This window comes from Caulobacter sp. 05L422, from assembly GCF_056397765.1.
This window is the reverse complement of record NZ_JBFTOB010000004.1, coordinates 121,931-136,895: the sequence shown is the minus strand read 5'-3', so window position 1 is coordinate 136,895 and position 14,965 is coordinate 121,931. Positions and strand designations below refer to the sequence as shown.

Here is a 14,965-nt window from a genome sequence, read left to right as displayed (position 1 = left end):
ACGGTAATCCGAACCGGGGAATGTCCCAGGAAGGCGCGTGGCCGCTAGCTGATGCCGGCCTGGGCCTTCAAGCGGGCCACCATGTCGGACGACAGGTAGCCGTCGGCGGGCAGCTTGCGGTCGGCCTGCCAGGCGCGCAGGGCCTTGCGGGTGCCGGCCCCGATCACGCCGTCGGCCGGGCCGGGGTCGAAGCCCAGGCGGCCGAGCGCGATCTGGGCGGCCATGCGGTCGGCCAGGCCCAGCGGCGTCTCGACCGGCCAGGCCGTGACCAGCGGTCCGCCGCCGGCGAACCGGTCGGCCAGCATGCCGATGCCCAGGGCGTAGGACGTCGAGTTGTTGTAGGTGCGGATCGCGTAGTGGTTGGGCAGGGCCAGGAAGGCCGGGCCGGACCAGCCGGCGGGCAGGATCAGGCCGGCCGGCGAGGCGGCGTCGGCGGGCGTCCAGGGCAGGCCGTCGGCGCGGCGAACGCCCTTGGCTTCCCACCACGACGGGATCTCGCGCGGACCCTCGGCCAGGCCGTAGTCGAAGCCGGCCGGCAGGATCACTTCCTTGGCCCATCCGACGCCGGGCTTCCAATTGCCCTTCTTCAGCAGGTTGGCGGCCGAGGCCAGGCTGTCGCTGTCGCTGCCCCAGATGTCGCGGCGGCCGTCGCCGTCGAAATCCACGGCGGTCGACAGGTAGTTCGAAGGCAGGAACTGAGTCTGGCCCATGGCCCCGGCCCACGAGCCCTTCAGCTGCTCGCGGGTGTCCTCGCCCGAGGCGATGATCTTCAGCGCGGCGATCAGTTCGCCCTCGGCCCAGTTGCGGCGGCGGCCGTCGAACGCCAGGCTGGCCATCGAGCGCACCACGTCGAAGTCGCCCTGGATCTTGCCGAACGCCGATTCCATGGCCCAGACGGCCAGAAGGATGTCGCGCGGCACGCCGTAGCGGGACTCGATGGCCGGCAGGAAGGTCAAGCTGTCGCGCTTGGCGCGGCCCACGGCCACGCGGTCTTCGCTGATCACGCCCCTGATGTAGTCGCCGACCGGCTTGGAGAACTCGGGCTGACGGCCGTCCAGCGAGATGACCTTGGGATTGGGCGTCACGCCGTCCAGTTCGCGGTCCAGCAGTTGCTGGGTCAGGCCGGCGGCCAGGGCCTTCTGCTTGAAGGCGGCCAGCCAGGTGTCGAAGCCCACGACCTGGCCGGGGGCCGGCGGAGCGGCGACCGACGGCGTGGAGCCGGGCGGCGGCGCGGGCGGAGCGGTTGGCGCGACCGACGGCGCCAGGGGCGCGTTGGTCGAGGTGTCGGCGCAACCGGCCAGCAGCAGAACGAGGAAAACGCGTCTATCCATGGTGGCAGGCTACCGGCGTTTGGTTGAAGGCTTCAATCACAAGGGCGACAGAGCGGTGAAGTTCCCGCCAAGACACGTCTAAACTGTGGAGCTTTTGATCTTCTCGAAGGCCAGAAGCGTCCAGGTCACACCGGCCAGGCGGTTGGCGGCCTGGATCGAGCCTCGCTCCTCCTGCAGCCGCGGGCTCAAACCTTCCGCCCGCGCCAGGCCGATGGTCTCGTCCGCCGAGACCTCGAACATCCGCCGGCCGGGCGGGACGGGGCCGTGGCGCAGGGACAGAATCAGCACCCCGCCGTCCGCCAGCAGGGCCGCGACGTTCGGCATGGCGCGCTCGCGCTGGGCCGCGTCCAGGTGCATCCAGACCGCCGACATCACGATCAGGTCGAAGGTCTCGCCGCGCGCCCGCACCGCGGCCAGGTCGGGCAGGCCGTCGCCCAGCCAGGCGATGGCGGGATGGGCGTGGCGGGCGATCGCGCCGGCCAGCAGGACCGGCGTCGGCTCGACGGCCAGCACGGTGTGCCCCATGGCGGCGAAATCGGCCGCGTCCTTGCCCGATCCGGTCCCGATATCGAGGATTCTGGACGGGGCGGCGGGCATCAGATGCAGGACGACGGCGTACTTGTCGGCGAAGGCGACGCCGTCGGCGCGTTCGAAAAACGCCTCGACGTCCTGGTCGTAGCCCTGGGTTCCGTCGATGGTGGCGGTGGTCATGATGAGGCTCCCAGGCGACAAGGCGGGCGCGAACCCCCGTTGGCGCGCGCTTTCCGGCCAAGGCGCGCATTGACTCCCGCGCCTGTCCTGCTTATACGCACGCCCTCCGAAACATCCCGGATGTTCCTTTCGCCCTCATGGCGGCCGCGAACCTCTCCGCTGAGTATAGAGACGGTCATGAAGGTTCGTAGCTCGCTGAAGTCGCTGAAGTCGCGTCACCGCGACTGCAAGATGGTTCGCCGCAAGGGCGTCATCTACATCATCAACAAGACCGACCCGCGCTTCAAAGCCAAGCAAGGCTAATGACGCCTGCGCGGCCTCCCAGGGCGCTGCTCTGGGACGTCGGCAACGTCATCGTGCGCTGGAATCCGCGCACGCTCTACGCGAAGATCTTCAAGGAACCGGCCGATCTCGACCGGTTCCTTTCGCATGTCGGGACCCTGGATTGGCACGCGGCGACCGATCGCGGCGTGACCTTCGCCGACAACATCGCCGCACTGAGCGCCGAGCACCCCCACCACGCCGAGCAGATCGCCGCCTGGTGGGACCGCTGGGACGAGATGTTCTCCGGGACGATCCCCGAGACCGAATCTGTCATCGAGGACCTGGCCGCGCGCGGCGTGCCGCAGTTCGGCCTGACCAACATGTCCCACGAGACCTGGGACGACGTGCGGGCCATGAGCCCGGCCTTCCGCCATTTCCGCGACACCGTGGTCTCGGGCCGCGAACGGGTGATCAAGCCCGAGCACCGCATTTACGAGATCGCGCTGGAGCGCACGGGGCTGGAGCCGGCCGACCTGCTGTTCGTCGACGACAGCCGCGCCAATGTCGAGGCCGCGGCCGCCCTGGGCTTCCACGTCCACCACTTCGTCGATCCGGCGACGCTGCGGCCGGTCGTGGAAAAGCACGGCCTTCTCTGACCCTTCTCCCTTGCGGGGGAAGGTGGCCTGCGAAGCAGGTGGGATGAGGGGTTGAAGAACAGGGCCGCCGCGACCAGTTGAACCGTCACGCCAGCGTCTGACGTTCGTGCGACCCCTCATCCGGCGCTGCGCGCCGCCTTTTCCCGCAAGGGGAGAAGGATCAGTCGGAGCCTGCTCATGCACATCGGTTTCATCGGTCTGGGGGCCATGGGCGCGGCGATGGCCGCCAACCTGCTGGACAAGGGCCACGCCGTGACGGTGTGGAACCGTTCGCCCGGTCCGGTCGCCGAGCTGGTCGCCCAGGGCGCCAGGGCGGCCGAGACGATCGAGGACGCGCTGCAAGGCGATGTCGTCCTGTCGATCCTGGCGCATGACAAGGCGATCCGCGACGTCTTGCTGGACGCCTTGCCGCGCGCCCGTTCCGGCCTGGTCCACGTCAACCTCGCCACCATCTCCACCGCCTTCGCGCGCGAGCTTGCCGAGACGCATGCCGTGCTGGGCCTGGGCTATGTGGCCGCGCCGGTGTTCGGCCGCCCGCCCGTCGCCCGGGCCGGGGGGCTGAACGTGCTGGCGGCGGGCGCGCCCGACGCGGTGGCCAAGGCCATGCCGGTGCTAGAGGCCCTGGCGACCAAGGTGTGGCCGATGGGCGAGGACCCGGTCCGCGCCAACGCGGTCAAGATCGCCGGCAACCTGATGATCGTCTCGGCCGTCGAGGCCATGGGCGAGGCCGCGGCCCTGGGCGCGGCCCACGGCGTGCCGGCCGCCGACCTGCTGGACATGCTGACCAGCACGATCTTCGCCGCCCCGATCTACAAGATCTACGGCGCAATGATCGCCGAGGGCCGCTACCACCCGCCGGGCTTCGCCGCCGACCTGGCGCTCAAGGACGTCCGCCTGGCCCAGGCCGCCGGCGACGAGAAGGGTCTGGCCCTGCCGCTGGCCGATCTGGTCGAGAACGGCCTGGAGGCCCTACTGGCCGGCGAGGGCGAAACCCCCGACCTGGCCGCTCTGGCGGAAGTCTCGCGCGGACGTGTGGAGGGGCGCTGAATCGGCCTTCCACTCGGAGCCCGTTGCCACTAGGTTCCGCGCCTCTCATTTCCCGCCTTCGCGAGACATCTCATGGCCGACGACGCCGCCCCGCACGCCGACGTGCTCAACTCCACCGCTCAAGGCCAGCTCAAGAGCATCATCGACCGGGTCGAGCGCCTCGAGGTCGAAAAGACCGAGATCGCCGAGCAGATCAAGGAAGTCTACGCCGAGGCCAAGGGCAACGGCTTCGACGTCAAGATCCTGCGCAAGGTGGTCCGCCTGCGTAAGACCGACCGCGCCAAGCGCCAGGAAGAGGACGCGATCCTGGACCTGTACCTGTCGGCCATCGGCGAGATCTAGGGTTTAGGACGAAGATGGGGACACACACTCGCCCCGCGGCCTGGGTCATCCTGCCGTGACCTTGCCGCGAGTGTGTGTCCCCTCCTGCGCCCACGATTGAAGCAGACGTTTTTCCGCGTGCGTCCCGCCCTCGACGCCCGCTAGTCTGCCCGCATGCGCGCCAAGAAGCCGCCCGATCCCCGTGCCCAAGCGCGCAAGGCCGCCCTGAACGCTCTCAAGCGCGCCAAGCGCACGGCCGATCTCGCCGGCATCGAGTTGTCGGAGTGGGAGGGCGAGTTCCTGGGTTCGGTCGCCCAACGCATCGAGACCTACGGCCGGGCGTTCGGCGATCCCGAAAAGGGCGGCGCCGGCCAGGCCATGTCGGTCAACCAGACCATCAAGCTCAAGGAAATCGCCGCCAAGGCGAAGGGTGAACGCAAGCCGATGTCTCGCGGAAAGGGATTCGGCCGTCGCGATTCTCTGCGTTCAGGGCGGACGGCCAAGGTTCCGAGCGAAGACCCCGAGAATGAATAATCAACCTATAGTAAATCTTGACTTGGGGTAAAACCCGGAGCAGTTACGCTGAAATACCCGAGGTTTGCGAAAATGGTCCCCGTTTCTCACCAAACAATGGTGTTCATAGAACGCTGTTAGGTTTTCGGTAACGAAACGGGCGGACATTTGAAGCTCGCGTAAGGTATTGCTTTTAATCGATTTTGTCGTCCGTCTGCGCCGTAGAAAATGGCTGCGACTGACGCCGCGACAGCGTGACCGCGGTGGGGAGTCTCACGCCTTTTGGACAGCCAAAGATGGCGACCACGATTTACGACTATCTGTTGAGACGGAAGGCTGATCTCGAAGCGCGAATGCTGGAAGCCCAGCGCCGCGCCCAGGCTCCTTTCGAGGATGAACTGCGGGCGCTCAGCCTGGCGCTGGGCGCGATCGAGCGCGGCGGCCTGGCCGCTGCCGCCCAAGGAGGGGTGGACGCCGAGCCCGCCAGCTTCACGCAGGGCGCGACGTCCAAGCGCGGCCGCAAGCCGCGCTCGGCCCGCGAGATGATCCTGATGGTGCTGGGCAGCGGCGACGCGGCGGTCGCGGCGTCCGAGATCTCGCGCAAGCTGACGCGGCGCTGGGGTCGCGCCATCCCGCTGGCGGCGGTGATGCTGGAGCTGCAGGGCCTGGAACAGGAAGGTCAGGTCCGCCGGTCCGACTCCGGATGGGTCCGGGCCGACGAGCCGGCCGATGCCGAAGCCGAAGCTGAGGCCGAGACCCCGCCGCCGATGGCGATCAGCGCCTGATCAAGACAGCCCCTTACGAGGCTTCCTTGAAGTCGACCTCGATGCCTTGCTCGCGGACCTTGCGATAGAGGGTCGAGCGGCCGATGCCCAGGCGGCGGGCCACCTCCGACATGTGACCGGCATAGACCTCGATGGCGTGCTGGATCAGGTCGCGCTCGATCTCTTCCAGCGTCCGCAGGTGACCGCGGTCGTCGAGGATGCGCACGGGCGCTTCCTGGGCCGGGGCGCGGGCCATGGCGGCGTGGGCGGCCTGCAGCACGGACGGCAGGTCCGGCTTGGCGCCGCCCGAGGCGACGGGCTCGGGAAGGGGCGCCACGATCCCCGAGATGGCCGGGAAGTCGTAGGGCTGCAGATAGGGGGCGTCGGCCAGGATGATGGCGCGATAGACCGCGTTCTCCAACTGGCGCACGTTGCCGGGCCAGTCGAAGCCGGTGAGAACCTGCAGGGTCTCCGGCGCGGCGCCGACCACCCGCTTGCCTTCTTCGACGTTGAAGCGGCGGATGAAGGCCTCGACCAGGGCCGGGATGTCGTCGCGGCGCTCGCGCAGGGACGGGGCCTCGATCGGGAAGACGTTCAGGCGGTAGTACAGATCCTCGCGGAACCGGCCCTGCTCGACGGCGTGGGCCACGTCGCGGTTGGTGGCCGAGACGATGCGCACGTCCACCTTCTGCGAGCGCTTGGAGCCGATCGGGTCGATCTCGCCTTCCTGCAGCGCGCGCAGCAGCTTGACCTGCATGTCCAGCGGCAGTTCGCCGACCTCGTCCAGGAACAGGGTGCCGCCGTCGGCCTCCTTGAACTTGCCGAGGTGCTTGTCGGTGGCGCCGGTGAAGCTGCCCTTCTCGTGGCCGAACAGGATCGACTCGACCAGGTTCTCCGGGATGGCGCCGCAGTTGACGGCCACGAACGGCTTGCCGGCGCGGTCGGACCCGCCGTGCACGGCGCGGGCGATCAGCTCCTTGCCGACCCCGCTCTCGCCGGTGATCAGGATGGGGATCGACGACTTGGCCGCGCGCTCGCCCATGCGCTTGACCAGGGTCATGGCGGGCGAGGTTCCGATCAGGTCGGCGAAGGTGGTGCGGTTGCCGGCGCGCTTGGTCAGGCGCTCGACCTCGCCCTTCAGGTCGCCCATCGACAGGGCGTTGCGGATCGACACGGTGATCCGCTCGGGGGAAGCCGGCTTGATGAAGAAGTCGGTGGCGCCGGCCTGCATGGCCTTGACCACGGTGTCGACGCCGCCCGAGGCGGTCAGGACGATCACGGGCTGCACGAAGCCGCGCGCACGCATTTCCTTCAGGGTGTCCTGGCCCGACAGGCCCGGCATCACCAGGTCCAGCAGCACGACGTCGACCGGCGCGCCGCTGGCCAGATGGGCCATGGCCGCGTCGCCGTTCTCGGCGTGCGAGACCGAGAAGCTTTCGCGCTCGAGGACGGCCTGGATCAGCCGCCGTTGAGTCGGATCGTCGTCGACGACGAGAACCGTCTTGGTCATTTGCAGACACCCGTTGAACCGGCCGCGTCCGACATGGGACAGGGCTCTTGTTGGTTCAGAGTGATACAGGCACGGGGTAAAGACCGGGTTTCGGAGACGTGAGTCAGGCGTTAACGGTCGCCCTTAACGAGGTGTGACGATCCGGCGCGGCAAGACTGGAAACGGAGGAGGACGGCGCATGAGTTCGCAAGCACGGGACCTGGCCGAGTGGTGCCGGAATCAACGGACCGAGGCCCTTCGCCAGATGGAGATGTTCGACGCGGGCGGCGTGAAGGCCGTCCTGCAGATGCCGGACGGCTCCACGATGGACATCACCTCGGGCGTGCTGACCCATCAGGCGGAAAACGTGGCGATGTTCGAGCGGATCGTCGCGGCGCTGGAAGCGAGCGAGAATCCCTAGCCCGCGATCTTGCCCGCCGGAACGCGGCGGACCACGCCGCCGCCGGCCTGGCTGACCAGGCGCGCCTCGATGCGGGTCTCGCCCTCGCGGCCGATGTGGCAGACGCCGACGAAGCGGCTCTTGCGCTGGGTCTTCTTCTCGGTGGTGACGGCCTCGAACTGGACGTCCATCGCCCCCGACAGGTCGCCGCCGTTGGCGTCCATGTGGGTGACCTCGATGCCGTTCAGCGGCCCGATCCTGAACTTCTCCTTCAGGCGCTCGGTGCAGCCGTGGAACACCACCACGGTGCGGACGGTCTGGGCCAGCCAGCCCATCTGGCGGGCGGGTTGCGGCTGAGCGGCCTGAGGCTGGGCGGATTGGGCCTTGTCCGCGGCCATCGCCGGCGCGGCGGCGAGGCTCACGGCCAGAGCGACGGAAACGGCCGGCTTGATCATTCGATTGCCCTCGTCGCCAGCCCCTTTGGCGACCGGCGATATCCTAAGGCGCGACTCGCCCGCGCGCCCTTTAATTCGCGGTAATGCGGCGACTGTTCAGGCGCGGCGATCCGACCTAGCCTCCACCCAAGCGTGCGTGGAGGGGATGATGTTCGTTGGCCATTACGCGGCCGCCCTGGCGGCCAAGGCCGTCCAGCCCAAGGCGCCGTTCTGGACCTATGTGCTGGGCGCCCAGCTGGTGGACGTGGCCTGGGGCGGGCTGGTCCTGGCCGGCGTCGAGAAGATGAGCCTGGACCCGCAACTGCCCGGCAATCCGCTGGTGCTGTCGCACATGCCCTACACCCACAGCCTGCCGGCCGCCGTGGCCTGGTCGCTGGCGGCTGGCCTGGCGGCGTTCTTCCTGCTGAAGCTGCCGCGCGCCGCCGCGATCGCCGTGGGGCTGGTGGTGGCCTCGCACTGGGGGCTGGATTTCCTGGTCCATCGGCCCGACCTGCCGCTGGGGTTCGGCGGTCCCAAGGTGGGGCTGGGCTGGTGGAACCATCCCGCGCCCGAACAGGCGCTGGAGATCGGGCTGCTGGCGATCGCCGCGGCGGCCTGGGGCTGGCGGCGCGGCCTGCAGGGCCACAGCGGCTGGAGCGCCCCGCTGTTCGTCGTCTTCCTGATCGGCCTGCAGCTGATCAGCATCCTGCTCCCCCCGGCCGGCGGTCCGCCGCAGATGGTGATCGCCTCGCTGTCGGCCTACGGGCTGGCGACGCTGTTCGCCTGGCTGATGGACCAGACGGAACGGCGCGGTCGCTGAAGCGGAAACCCCAAGGCCACGATTGCGCGCGTCTTTCGACAGGGCCATATCCGAGGCCATGAACGCGCCCTTCAAGACCGACGCCCTGCCCGAGTGGAATCTCGCCGACCTCTATGCCGGTCGCGACGACCCGAAGATCGAGATCGACCTGGCCGCCGCCAAGGCCGCCAACGACGAACTGGCCTCTCTGGAAGGCCTGTTCCTCCAGGCGCGGGGCGAGCCCCAGCGCCTGGGCGTGCTGCTGGATCGCGGGATCAGGCTCTACGAGCAGGCCACCAACGGCCTGTGGGGCGTGGGCGCCTATGCGGGCCTGGCCGCCTCGACCGCCCGCGACGACCCGGCCTGGGCCAAGTTCGAGGCCGACCTGCGGGCCCGTTCCTCGTCGATCGCCGCCGAGAGCCTGTTCTTCTCGCTGGAGCTGAACCAGTTGGAGGACACGGAGCTGGACGCGGCCTTGAAGGCCCATCCGCCCGCCGTCCGCTGGACGCCGTGGCTGCGCCGCCTGCGCCTGTCGCGTCCGCACGAGCTGACGCCGGACCTGGAGCGCTACATCGTCGATCGCGGCCCGGCCGTGAGCAACTGGGTGCGGCTCTATGACGAGACCCTGGCCAAGCTGACCGCCCAGGTCGGCAAGGAAAGCCTGACCCTGCCTGAGGCCCTGAACCGCCTGTCCGATCCGGACGGCAAGCGCCGCAAGGCCGCCGCCGACGGCCTGGCCAAGGCGCTGGAGGAACGCGCCTCCACCCAGGGCCTGGTGATGAACACCCTGGCCTTCGAAAAGCAGGTCGAGGACCGCTGGCGGCGGTTCGACAGCCCCGCCCAGTCGCGCCACCTGGCCAACGAGGTCGACGCCGACGCGGTGGACGCCCTGGAGCAGGCGGTGGTCGAGGCCTATCCGCGCCTGTCGCACCGCTACTACGCCCTGAAGGCCAAGGTCATGGGCCGCAAGGCCCTGGACTACTGGGACCGCAACGCCCCCCTGACCGCGGCCGCGCCGAAGAGCTACGACTGGACCGAGGCGCAAGGGATCGTGCTGGAAAGCTTCCAGGCCCTGGCCCCGAAGTTCGCCGACACCGCCCAGACCTTCTTCGACAAGCCGTGGATCGACGCCCGGCCGCGCGCGGGCAAGCAGTCGGGCGCCTATTCGCACCCGGTGACCGCCGAGCGGCACCCCTACGTGTTCATGAACTACATGGGCGAGCGGCGCGACGTGCTGACCCTGGCCCACGAACTGGGCCACGCCGTGCACCAGACCCTGTGCGCGCCGCTGGGCACCCTGCTGGCCGACACGCCGCTGACCCTGGCCGAGACCGCCTCGATCTTCGGCGAGGGCCTGGTGTTCGACCGCCTGCTGGCCGAGGCCACGCCCAAGGACCGCATGGGGCTTCTCGCGGGCAAGATCGAGGACGGACTCAACACCGTCGTGCGCCAGATCGCCTTCCACCGCTTCGAGCGCCGCTTCCACGAGGCGCGCAAGGACGGCGAGCTGTCGCCCGACCAGATCGGCGCCCTGTGGCTGGAGGTGATGGCCGAGAGCCTGGGCCCGGCCGTGACCCTGAACGAGGGCTACGAGCACTACTGGGCCTATGTCAGCCACTTCGTGCACGCGCCGTTCTACGTCTACGCCTATGCGTTCGGCGACCTGCTGGTGCGCGGCCTGATGGAGAAGCGCCGCGAGGATCCCGAGACCTTCGCGCCGCTGTACGAGGACCTGCTGGCGGCGGGCGGCACGCGGACCTATGTCGAGGCCCTGAAGCCCTTCGGCCTCAACCCGCGTGAGAAGGCCTTCTGGGCCGCGGGCTGCGCCCAGCTGGAACGGCTGGTCGACGAGTTCGAAGCCCTGGTCTGAGAAAGAGCGCGCGCAATGCCCACCAAGGAACGCTTGGCCGACTTCATCGCCACGGTGGAGCGCAACGAGCACGTCGAGGCGATCGAGCGCTTCTACGCGCCGCACGCCTCGATGCAGGAGAACAACACCCCGCCGCGCGTCGGCCGCGACGGGCTGGTCGCGCACGAGGCGGCCGCCCTGGCGCGGCTGTCGAAGATGGACACCCAGCCGGCGGTCATGGTGCTGCACGACGGCGACAACGTCGTCATCCAGTGGATCTTCCTGATGACCAACAAGGCCGGTGAGACCCTGCGGTTCGAGGAGCTGACCCATCAGGTGTGGGACGGCGACATGATCGTCCGCGAGCGGTTCTTCTACGACTCCCGGCAGTTCGGCTAGGCGATGGCCGACGATCCCCGTGACCCCTCGAAAGACCCCGAACGCAACCGCCTGGCCGGCCGCATGTCGCGCTTCGCCAAGGTCGGCGCCGGCCTCTCCGGCGCGGCGGTCAGCTACGGCGCCAACAGCCTGTTCGGCGGCGACGGGGCGGACGCCCGCAACGCCAAGGCGCTGAGGGCCGCGCTCGGCGGGTTGAAGGGCCCGCTGATGAAGGCGGCCCAGATGTTCGCCACGGTGCCCGACCTGCTGCCGCCCGAGTTCGCCGCGGAGCTGGCCGAGCTGCAGACCAACGCCCCGGCCATGGGCTGGCCGTTCGTCCGCCGACGGATGGCCGCCGAGCTGGGGCCGGACTGGGCGTCCAGGTTCCAGAGCTTCGAGCACGAGGCCGCCGCCGCCGCGTCCCTGGGCCAGGTGCACCGCGCCGTCGCTCCCGACGGCCGCGCCCTGGCCGTGAAGCTGCAATATCCGGACATGCAGAGCGCGGTCGAAAGCGATCTCGGCCAACTGCGCGCCCTGATCGGCCTGTTCAAGCGCATGGACGGCTCGATCGACCCCAGCGAGGCCATCGTCGAGATCGGCGACCGGCTGCGCGAGGAGCTGGACTACGAGCGCGAGGCCAAGCTGATGGCCGTCTATGGCGGCTTCTTCACCGGCCGCGACGACATCCAGGTGCCCCAGCCCGTGGCCGCCCTGTCGACCAAGCGCCTGCTGAGCATGACCTGGCTGGAGGGCCGTGGCCTGCTGGCCTTCAAGGACGCCCCGCAGGAAACCCGCGACCGCATCGCCGCCCTTCTGTTCGAGGCCTGGTGGAGCCCGATGACCAAGCTGGGGATCATCCATGGCGACCCGCACCTGGGCAACTACACCTTCGGCGGGCCCGAGGGCGGACAGGAGGCGGCGCACCTGAACCTGCTGGACTTCGGCTGCATCCGCATCTTCCCGCCGCGTTTCGTGGCCGGGGTGGTGCGGCTGTATCGCGCCCTGTCGAACGACGACCGCGCCGAGCAGACCGAGGCCTATCGCAGCTGGGGCTTCGCCAATCTCAACGACGAGCTGGTCGACGTGCTGAACGTCTGGGCCCGCTTCATCTACGGCCCGCTGCTGGACGACCGGGTGCGCAGCGTCGCCGACGACGTGCCGCCCGGCGAGTACGGCCGCCGCGAGGCCTTCAAGGTGCGCCAGGCGCTGAAGGAGAAGGGGCCGATCACCATCCCCCGCGAGTTCGTGTTCATGGACCGCGCCGCCATCGGCCTGGGCGCGGCGTTCCTGCACCTGGGCGCGCGGCATAACTGGAAGGCGCTGTTCGACAAGTCGCTGGAGGGCTTCTCGGAGGAGGGTCTGGCCAAGCGGCAGGCGGCGGTGCTGGCGGCGGCCGGAGTATCCTGATGACCCCTCGCACCCTCAAGCGCCTGCACCCCGCCCAGCGCGACGACATTGGCGACCTGGTCACCCGGCGGCCGCTGCCCGGACCGGCGATCCCGCAGCTGGATCCGTTCCTGTTCCTCAACCACCACGGCCCGCAGGTCTATCCGCCCCGCAACAACGGCCTGCCGTTCGGGCCGCATCCGCATCGCGGCTTCGAGACCGTGACCTTCATCCTGGACGGCGAGCTTTCGCACCTCGACAGCGGCGGCCACGAGAGCGTCATCGGCCCGGGCGGGGTGCAGTGGATGACCGCCGGCAGCGGCCTGGTCCACGCCGAGCTGTCGCCGGCCAGTTTCAAGCAGGCGGGCGGGCCGATGGAGATCCTGCAGCTGTGGGTCAACCTGCCCAGCCGGCTGAAGATGACCGCGCCGAACTATCTGGGCCTGCAGGGCGCCGAGATCCCCAAGGTCGAGACCGGCGGCGCGACCCTCGAGGTGGTCTCCGGCGAGGTCGATGGCATGACCGGTCCGTTCCCGTCGCTGATCGGCATCGAGATGAGCGTCGCGCGGCTGGCGCCCGGCGGGGCGGTGAACGTGCCGGTGGCGCGGGGCAGGGCGGTGTTCCTGTACGTGGTGTCGGGCGAGATCGTGGTCGGCGGGCAGGCCGCGCCGAAGTGGAACCTAGTCGAGCTGAACGACGACGGCGACGCGGTGGCCTTCGACAGCCCGTCCGGCGCGGTGGTCCTGCTGGGCCATGCCGAGCCGATCGGCGAACCGGTCTTCGCCCACGGGCCGTTCGTGATGAACACCCGCGAGGAGATCATCCAGGCGATCGACGACTACAACGCCGGCAAGTTCGGGAACGTGCCGGGGTAGATAGCGGACGGGGACAGGCGCATGCGCCTGTCCCCAATCCAGACCTACTCCCGATACTCCGCCAGCAATCCCTCCAGCCGCTTCTGCTCCGGCTTCAGCACCTTGAAGAACCGCAGCGCGTTCCAGCCGAGGCTAGCGCCGAGGGCGACGCCGAACACCAGCAGCATCTGCCAGAGGTTCCGGTCGGTGGCCTTGCCGACCTCGCCCAGCTGGAACACGCCGATCAACGTCGGCAGGATGAACACCGGCAAGCTCATCCAGAAGATCCTGTAGTTGATACGCGCCCGGCGGTTGGCGGCCAGCATGGCCTCCAGGGTCTGGCGCATCGGCGAGCCGTCGCCGCGCGGCCGCCTGGCCAGGACGGCGGCGACGAACACCGCCGCCAGCATGAACCAGCAGACTCCCAGCATGGCTAGTGAGCCCCATTCCCGATCGATGTCGACCTTGCCGGCCAGGATCGACCGGATCGCGACGCCGGTGAAGAAGGTCATGGCCGCGACGGGGATCGCGAACAGCAGGATCTCGCCGCGACGGCGGGCTTTCAGCGCGTGCATCAGTTGCTCCATCAGATAGGCCTGGGCCTGTTGGTTTGGGGTGTTGGCCTCCGAGCGCCAAGCCTGTTCGAGACGGTCAAAGTCCATCTTCGCGCTCCTCCACGAGGTCCGAGAGACGGCGGCGGACGCGGCTGAGCCGGGCGCCGACATTGGTTTCGCTGAGACCGTGCAGACGGGCGATCTCGGCATAGGGCTGGCCATCCAGCGACAGCAGGATCAGTGAGCGGTCCAGCGGCGGCAGTGTGCGGATGGCGTCGTACAGCCGGTCCAGCAGGCTGACCGCCTCGGGCTCGTCGCCGGCTGTCAGGCGCAGGGCCATCTCGGCCTCGATCGCCTCGCGCCGCCGCCGCCGACGGTTCTCGCCGCGCTTCCAGGTCAGGGCGGTGTTGTGGGCGACGCGATAGACGAAGGTCGTGTCGGCGCTCTCGCCCCGAAAGCGCGGCCGGCCCCGCCAGACCGCCAGCATCAGCTCCTGCATCAGGTCGTGCTGGTCGGCGGGTTCGGCGAAGGCGCGGCTGACCCGGCGCAGGGCGCCCAGGTGCGGCGCCAGCCATGCCGCGAAAGCCTCGTCCTCCTGTCGCCTGCCGCCCATGGTCCACCCCGTTTTCAGAAGGTTAGACGCCGGTGGCGGTCCCGTCCTTACAAGGACGCCCGCGGAGCGCATTGAAACTTCGCGCGCGTAATGCTTGCCACGCTTCAAACGCTTGTTAGACTTCCCCCATGTCCGACGATCTCACAGACGCCCAGGCCGCCGCCATTCCCGAGGGCTACAGCCAGTTGAACTGGTCGCGCGGCTTCGGCCGACAGATCGGCCCGCTGTACGAACAGCGCGCGGGGCCGGGCGAGGCGACCCTGGGCTTCCGCGTCGAGGAGCACCACACCAACGGCCTGGGCAATTGCCACGGCGGCATGCTGATGAGCTTCGCCGACATGGCCTGGGGGCGGATCATCTCGCTGCAGAAGTCGTACTCGTGGGTCACGGTGCGGCTGAACTGCGACTTCCTGTCGGGCGCCCAGCTGGGCGACTTCGTGGAGGGCCGGGGCGAGCTGATCTCCGAGCAGGACCTGGTGTTCACCGTGCGCGGCCGCATCTGGGCCGGCGAACGGACGCTGATGACCGGCACCGGCGTGTTCAAGGCCCTGTCGCCCCGCGCGCCGCGCCCGGGCGAGATCGCCTTCAAGGCCGAGGCTTAG

At 69.2% G+C, this 14,965-nt stretch carries 19 protein-coding genes; 13 read left to right on the top strand and 6 right to left on the bottom strand.

The annotated features are described in order from the left end of the window. Window positions 1-44: 44 nt before the first annotated feature. Together AC1DMQ_RS06045 and AC1DMQ_RS06040 are read right to left on the bottom strand one after the other, a co-directional pair. A complete protein-coding gene (locus AC1DMQ_RS06045) occupies window positions 45-1,331 on the bottom strand; it encodes a lytic murein transglycosylase (RefSeq protein ID WP_477032645.1) in 1,287 nt (428 codons plus the stop codon). 78 nt (window positions 1,332-1,409) lie between these two features. Further along, entirely contained in the window at window positions 1,410-2,042 is a 633-nt protein-coding gene (locus tag AC1DMQ_RS06040; protein WP_477032644.1) for a class I SAM-dependent methyltransferase, read from the bottom strand. Between the two features lie 177 nt (window positions 2,043-2,219). On the opposite strand from AC1DMQ_RS06040, the gene ykgO reads away from it, so the two are divergent. From ykgO to AC1DMQ_RS06010, 6 genes are all read left to right on the top strand, one after another. Further along, window positions 2,220-2,345 (top strand): type B 50S ribosomal protein L36, encoded by a 126-nt coding sequence (ykgO, locus tag AC1DMQ_RS06035; protein ID WP_018061125.1) that lies wholly within the window; start codon window positions 2,220-2,222, stop codon window positions 2,343-2,345. Further along, on the top strand, window positions 2,345-2,962 hold the full coding sequence (locus AC1DMQ_RS06030; protein WP_477032643.1) for an HAD family hydrolase: 618 nt from the start codon (window positions 2,345-2,347) through the stop codon (window positions 2,960-2,962). The genes ykgO and AC1DMQ_RS06030 overlap by 1 nt, the downstream gene beginning before the upstream one ends. A gap of 177 nt (window positions 2,963-3,139) precedes the next feature. Next, window positions 3,140-4,009 carry an NAD(P)-dependent oxidoreductase gene (locus tag AC1DMQ_RS06025; RefSeq protein ID WP_477032642.1) on the top strand — a complete coding sequence of 290 codons (870 nt, stop codon included), beginning with the start codon at window positions 3,140-3,142 and terminating at the stop codon, window positions 4,007-4,009. Between the two features lie 72 nt (window positions 4,010-4,081). Then, window positions 4,082-4,351, top strand: a complete 270-nt coding sequence (gene gapR, locus AC1DMQ_RS06020; protein ID WP_018112952.1) for a nucleoid-associated protein GapR — start codon at window positions 4,082-4,084, stop codon at window positions 4,349-4,351. Between the two features lie 153 nt (window positions 4,352-4,504). Beyond that, complete coding sequence (locus AC1DMQ_RS06015; RefSeq protein ID WP_477032641.1) at window positions 4,505-4,864, top strand: hypothetical protein; 360 nt, start codon at window positions 4,505-4,507, stop codon at window positions 4,862-4,864. Window positions 4,865-5,139: 275 nt separating this feature from the next. Then, window positions 5,140-5,628 carry a hypothetical protein gene (locus AC1DMQ_RS06010; RefSeq protein ID WP_477032640.1) on the top strand — a complete coding sequence of 163 codons (489 nt, stop codon included), beginning with the start codon at window positions 5,140-5,142 and terminating at the stop codon, window positions 5,626-5,628. A 13-nt stretch (window positions 5,629-5,641) separates the two neighbouring features. Here AC1DMQ_RS06010 and AC1DMQ_RS06005 read toward each other — a convergent pair whose 3' ends face one another. Continuing rightward, entirely contained in the window at window positions 5,642-7,117 is a 1,476-nt protein-coding gene (locus tag AC1DMQ_RS06005; protein ID WP_477032639.1) for a sigma-54-dependent transcriptional regulator, read from the bottom strand. 178 nt (window positions 7,118-7,295) lie between these two features. Between AC1DMQ_RS06005 and AC1DMQ_RS06000 the strand changes: the two genes are divergently transcribed. Then, window positions 7,296-7,517 (top strand): hypothetical protein, encoded by a 222-nt coding sequence (locus AC1DMQ_RS06000; protein ID WP_477032638.1) that lies wholly within the window; start codon window positions 7,296-7,298, stop codon window positions 7,515-7,517. On the opposite strand, the gene AC1DMQ_RS05995 is transcribed toward AC1DMQ_RS06000, so the two are convergent. After that, window positions 7,514-7,951 (bottom strand): hypothetical protein, encoded by a 438-nt coding sequence (locus AC1DMQ_RS05995; protein ID WP_477032637.1) that lies wholly within the window; start codon window positions 7,949-7,951, stop codon window positions 7,514-7,516. The genes AC1DMQ_RS06000 and AC1DMQ_RS05995 overlap by 4 nt on opposite strands. 148 nt (window positions 7,952-8,099) lie before the next feature. Here AC1DMQ_RS05995 and AC1DMQ_RS05990 point away from each other — a divergent pair, with 148 nt between their 5' ends. Genes AC1DMQ_RS05990 through AC1DMQ_RS05970 form a run of 5 tightly spaced genes read left to right on the top strand, consistent with a single transcriptional unit; the run spans window position 8,100 to window position 13,217 of the window. Beyond that, window positions 8,100-8,750, top strand: a complete 651-nt coding sequence (locus AC1DMQ_RS05990) for a hypothetical protein (RefSeq protein WP_477032636.1) — start codon at window positions 8,100-8,102, stop codon at window positions 8,748-8,750. A gap of 58 nt (window positions 8,751-8,808) precedes the next feature. Continuing rightward, window positions 8,809-10,599 (top strand): M3 family oligoendopeptidase, encoded by a 1,791-nt coding sequence (locus AC1DMQ_RS05985; RefSeq protein ID WP_477032635.1) that lies wholly within the window; start codon window positions 8,809-8,811, stop codon window positions 10,597-10,599. Window positions 10,600-10,614: 15 nt separating this feature from the next. Next, a complete protein-coding gene (locus tag AC1DMQ_RS05980) occupies window positions 10,615-10,977 on the top strand; it encodes a nuclear transport factor 2 family protein (RefSeq protein ID WP_477032634.1) in 363 nt (120 codons plus the stop codon). A gap of 3 nt (window positions 10,978-10,980) precedes the next feature. Next, entirely contained in the window at window positions 10,981-12,363 is a 1,383-nt protein-coding gene (locus tag AC1DMQ_RS05975; RefSeq protein WP_477032633.1) for an ABC1 kinase family protein, read from the top strand. After that, window positions 12,363-13,217 (top strand): pirin family protein, encoded by an 855-nt coding sequence (locus AC1DMQ_RS05970; protein WP_477032632.1) that lies wholly within the window; start codon window positions 12,363-12,365, stop codon window positions 13,215-13,217. Before AC1DMQ_RS05975 ends, AC1DMQ_RS05970 begins: the two co-directional genes overlap by 1 nt. Before the next feature lie 44 nt (window positions 13,218-13,261). Here AC1DMQ_RS05970 and AC1DMQ_RS05965 read toward each other — a convergent pair whose 3' ends face one another. Together AC1DMQ_RS05965 and AC1DMQ_RS05960 are read right to left on the bottom strand one after the other, a co-directional pair. After that, complete coding sequence (locus AC1DMQ_RS05965) at window positions 13,262-13,858, bottom strand: hypothetical protein (protein ID WP_477032631.1); 597 nt, start codon at window positions 13,856-13,858, stop codon at window positions 13,262-13,264. Continuing rightward, complete coding sequence (locus AC1DMQ_RS05960; RefSeq protein ID WP_477032630.1) at window positions 13,848-14,363, bottom strand: RNA polymerase sigma factor; 516 nt, start codon at window positions 14,361-14,363, stop codon at window positions 13,848-13,850. Before AC1DMQ_RS05960 ends, AC1DMQ_RS05965 begins: the two co-directional genes overlap by 11 nt. A gap of 128 nt (window positions 14,364-14,491) precedes the next feature. Between AC1DMQ_RS05960 and AC1DMQ_RS05955 the strand changes: the two genes are divergently transcribed. Further along, window positions 14,492-14,965, top strand: a complete 474-nt coding sequence (locus AC1DMQ_RS05955) for a PaaI family thioesterase (RefSeq protein ID WP_477032629.1) — start codon at window positions 14,492-14,494, stop codon at window positions 14,963-14,965.

Excerpts from the sequence above, each read along its gene's own strand:
- AC1DMQ_RS06005 (WP_477032639.1), bottom strand. The coding sequence starts at position 7,117 with ATGACCAAGACGGTTCTCGTCGTCGACGACGATCCGACTCAACGGCGG.
- AC1DMQ_RS05985 (WP_477032635.1), top strand. The coding sequence starts at position 8,809 with ATGAACGCGCCCTTCAAGACCGACGCCCTGCCCGAGTGGAATCTCGCC.
- AC1DMQ_RS06045 (WP_477032645.1), bottom strand. The coding sequence starts at position 1,331 with ATGGATAGACGCGTTTTCCTCGTTCTGCTGCTGGCCGGTTGCGCCGAC.
- AC1DMQ_RS05965 (WP_477032631.1), bottom strand. The coding sequence starts at position 13,858 with ATGGACTTTGACCGTCTCGAACAGGCTTGGCGCTCGGAGGCCAACACC.
- AC1DMQ_RS06025 (WP_477032642.1), top strand. The coding sequence starts at position 3,140 with ATGCACATCGGTTTCATCGGTCTGGGGGCCATGGGCGCGGCGATGGCC.
- AC1DMQ_RS06000 (WP_477032638.1), top strand. The coding sequence starts at position 7,296 with ATGAGTTCGCAAGCACGGGACCTGGCCGAGTGGTGCCGGAATCAACGG.
- AC1DMQ_RS05980 (WP_477032634.1), top strand. The coding sequence starts at position 10,615 with ATGCCCACCAAGGAACGCTTGGCCGACTTCATCGCCACGGTGGAGCGC.
- AC1DMQ_RS06040 (WP_477032644.1), bottom strand. The coding sequence starts at position 2,042 with ATGACCACCGCCACCATCGACGGAACCCAGGGCTACGACCAGGACGTC.
- AC1DMQ_RS06010 (WP_477032640.1), top strand. The coding sequence starts at position 5,140 with ATGGCGACCACGATTTACGACTATCTGTTGAGACGGAAGGCTGATCTC.
- gapR (WP_018112952.1), top strand. The coding sequence starts at position 4,082 with ATGGCCGACGACGCCGCCCCGCACGCCGACGTGCTCAACTCCACCGCT.
- AC1DMQ_RS05960 (WP_477032630.1), bottom strand. The coding sequence starts at position 14,363 with ATGGGCGGCAGGCGACAGGAGGACGAGGCTTTCGCGGCATGGCTGGCG.
- AC1DMQ_RS05990 (WP_477032636.1), top strand. The coding sequence starts at position 8,100 with ATGTTCGTTGGCCATTACGCGGCCGCCCTGGCGGCCAAGGCCGTCCAG.
- AC1DMQ_RS05995 (WP_477032637.1), bottom strand. The coding sequence starts at position 7,951 with ATGATCAAGCCGGCCGTTTCCGTCGCTCTGGCCGTGAGCCTCGCCGCC.
- AC1DMQ_RS05955 (WP_477032629.1), top strand. The coding sequence starts at position 14,492 with ATGTCCGACGATCTCACAGACGCCCAGGCCGCCGCCATTCCCGAGGGC.
- AC1DMQ_RS05970 (WP_477032632.1), top strand. The coding sequence starts at position 12,363 with ATGACCCCTCGCACCCTCAAGCGCCTGCACCCCGCCCAGCGCGACGAC.
- AC1DMQ_RS06030 (WP_477032643.1), top strand. The coding sequence starts at position 2,345 with ATGACGCCTGCGCGGCCTCCCAGGGCGCTGCTCTGGGACGTCGGCAAC.
- AC1DMQ_RS05975 (WP_477032633.1), top strand. The coding sequence starts at position 10,981 with ATGGCCGACGATCCCCGTGACCCCTCGAAAGACCCCGAACGCAACCGC.
- ykgO (WP_018061125.1), top strand. The coding sequence starts at position 2,220 with ATGAAGGTTCGTAGCTCGCTGAAGTCGCTGAAGTCGCGTCACCGCGAC.
- AC1DMQ_RS06015 (WP_477032641.1), top strand. The coding sequence starts at position 4,505 with ATGCGCGCCAAGAAGCCGCCCGATCCCCGTGCCCAAGCGCGCAAGGCC.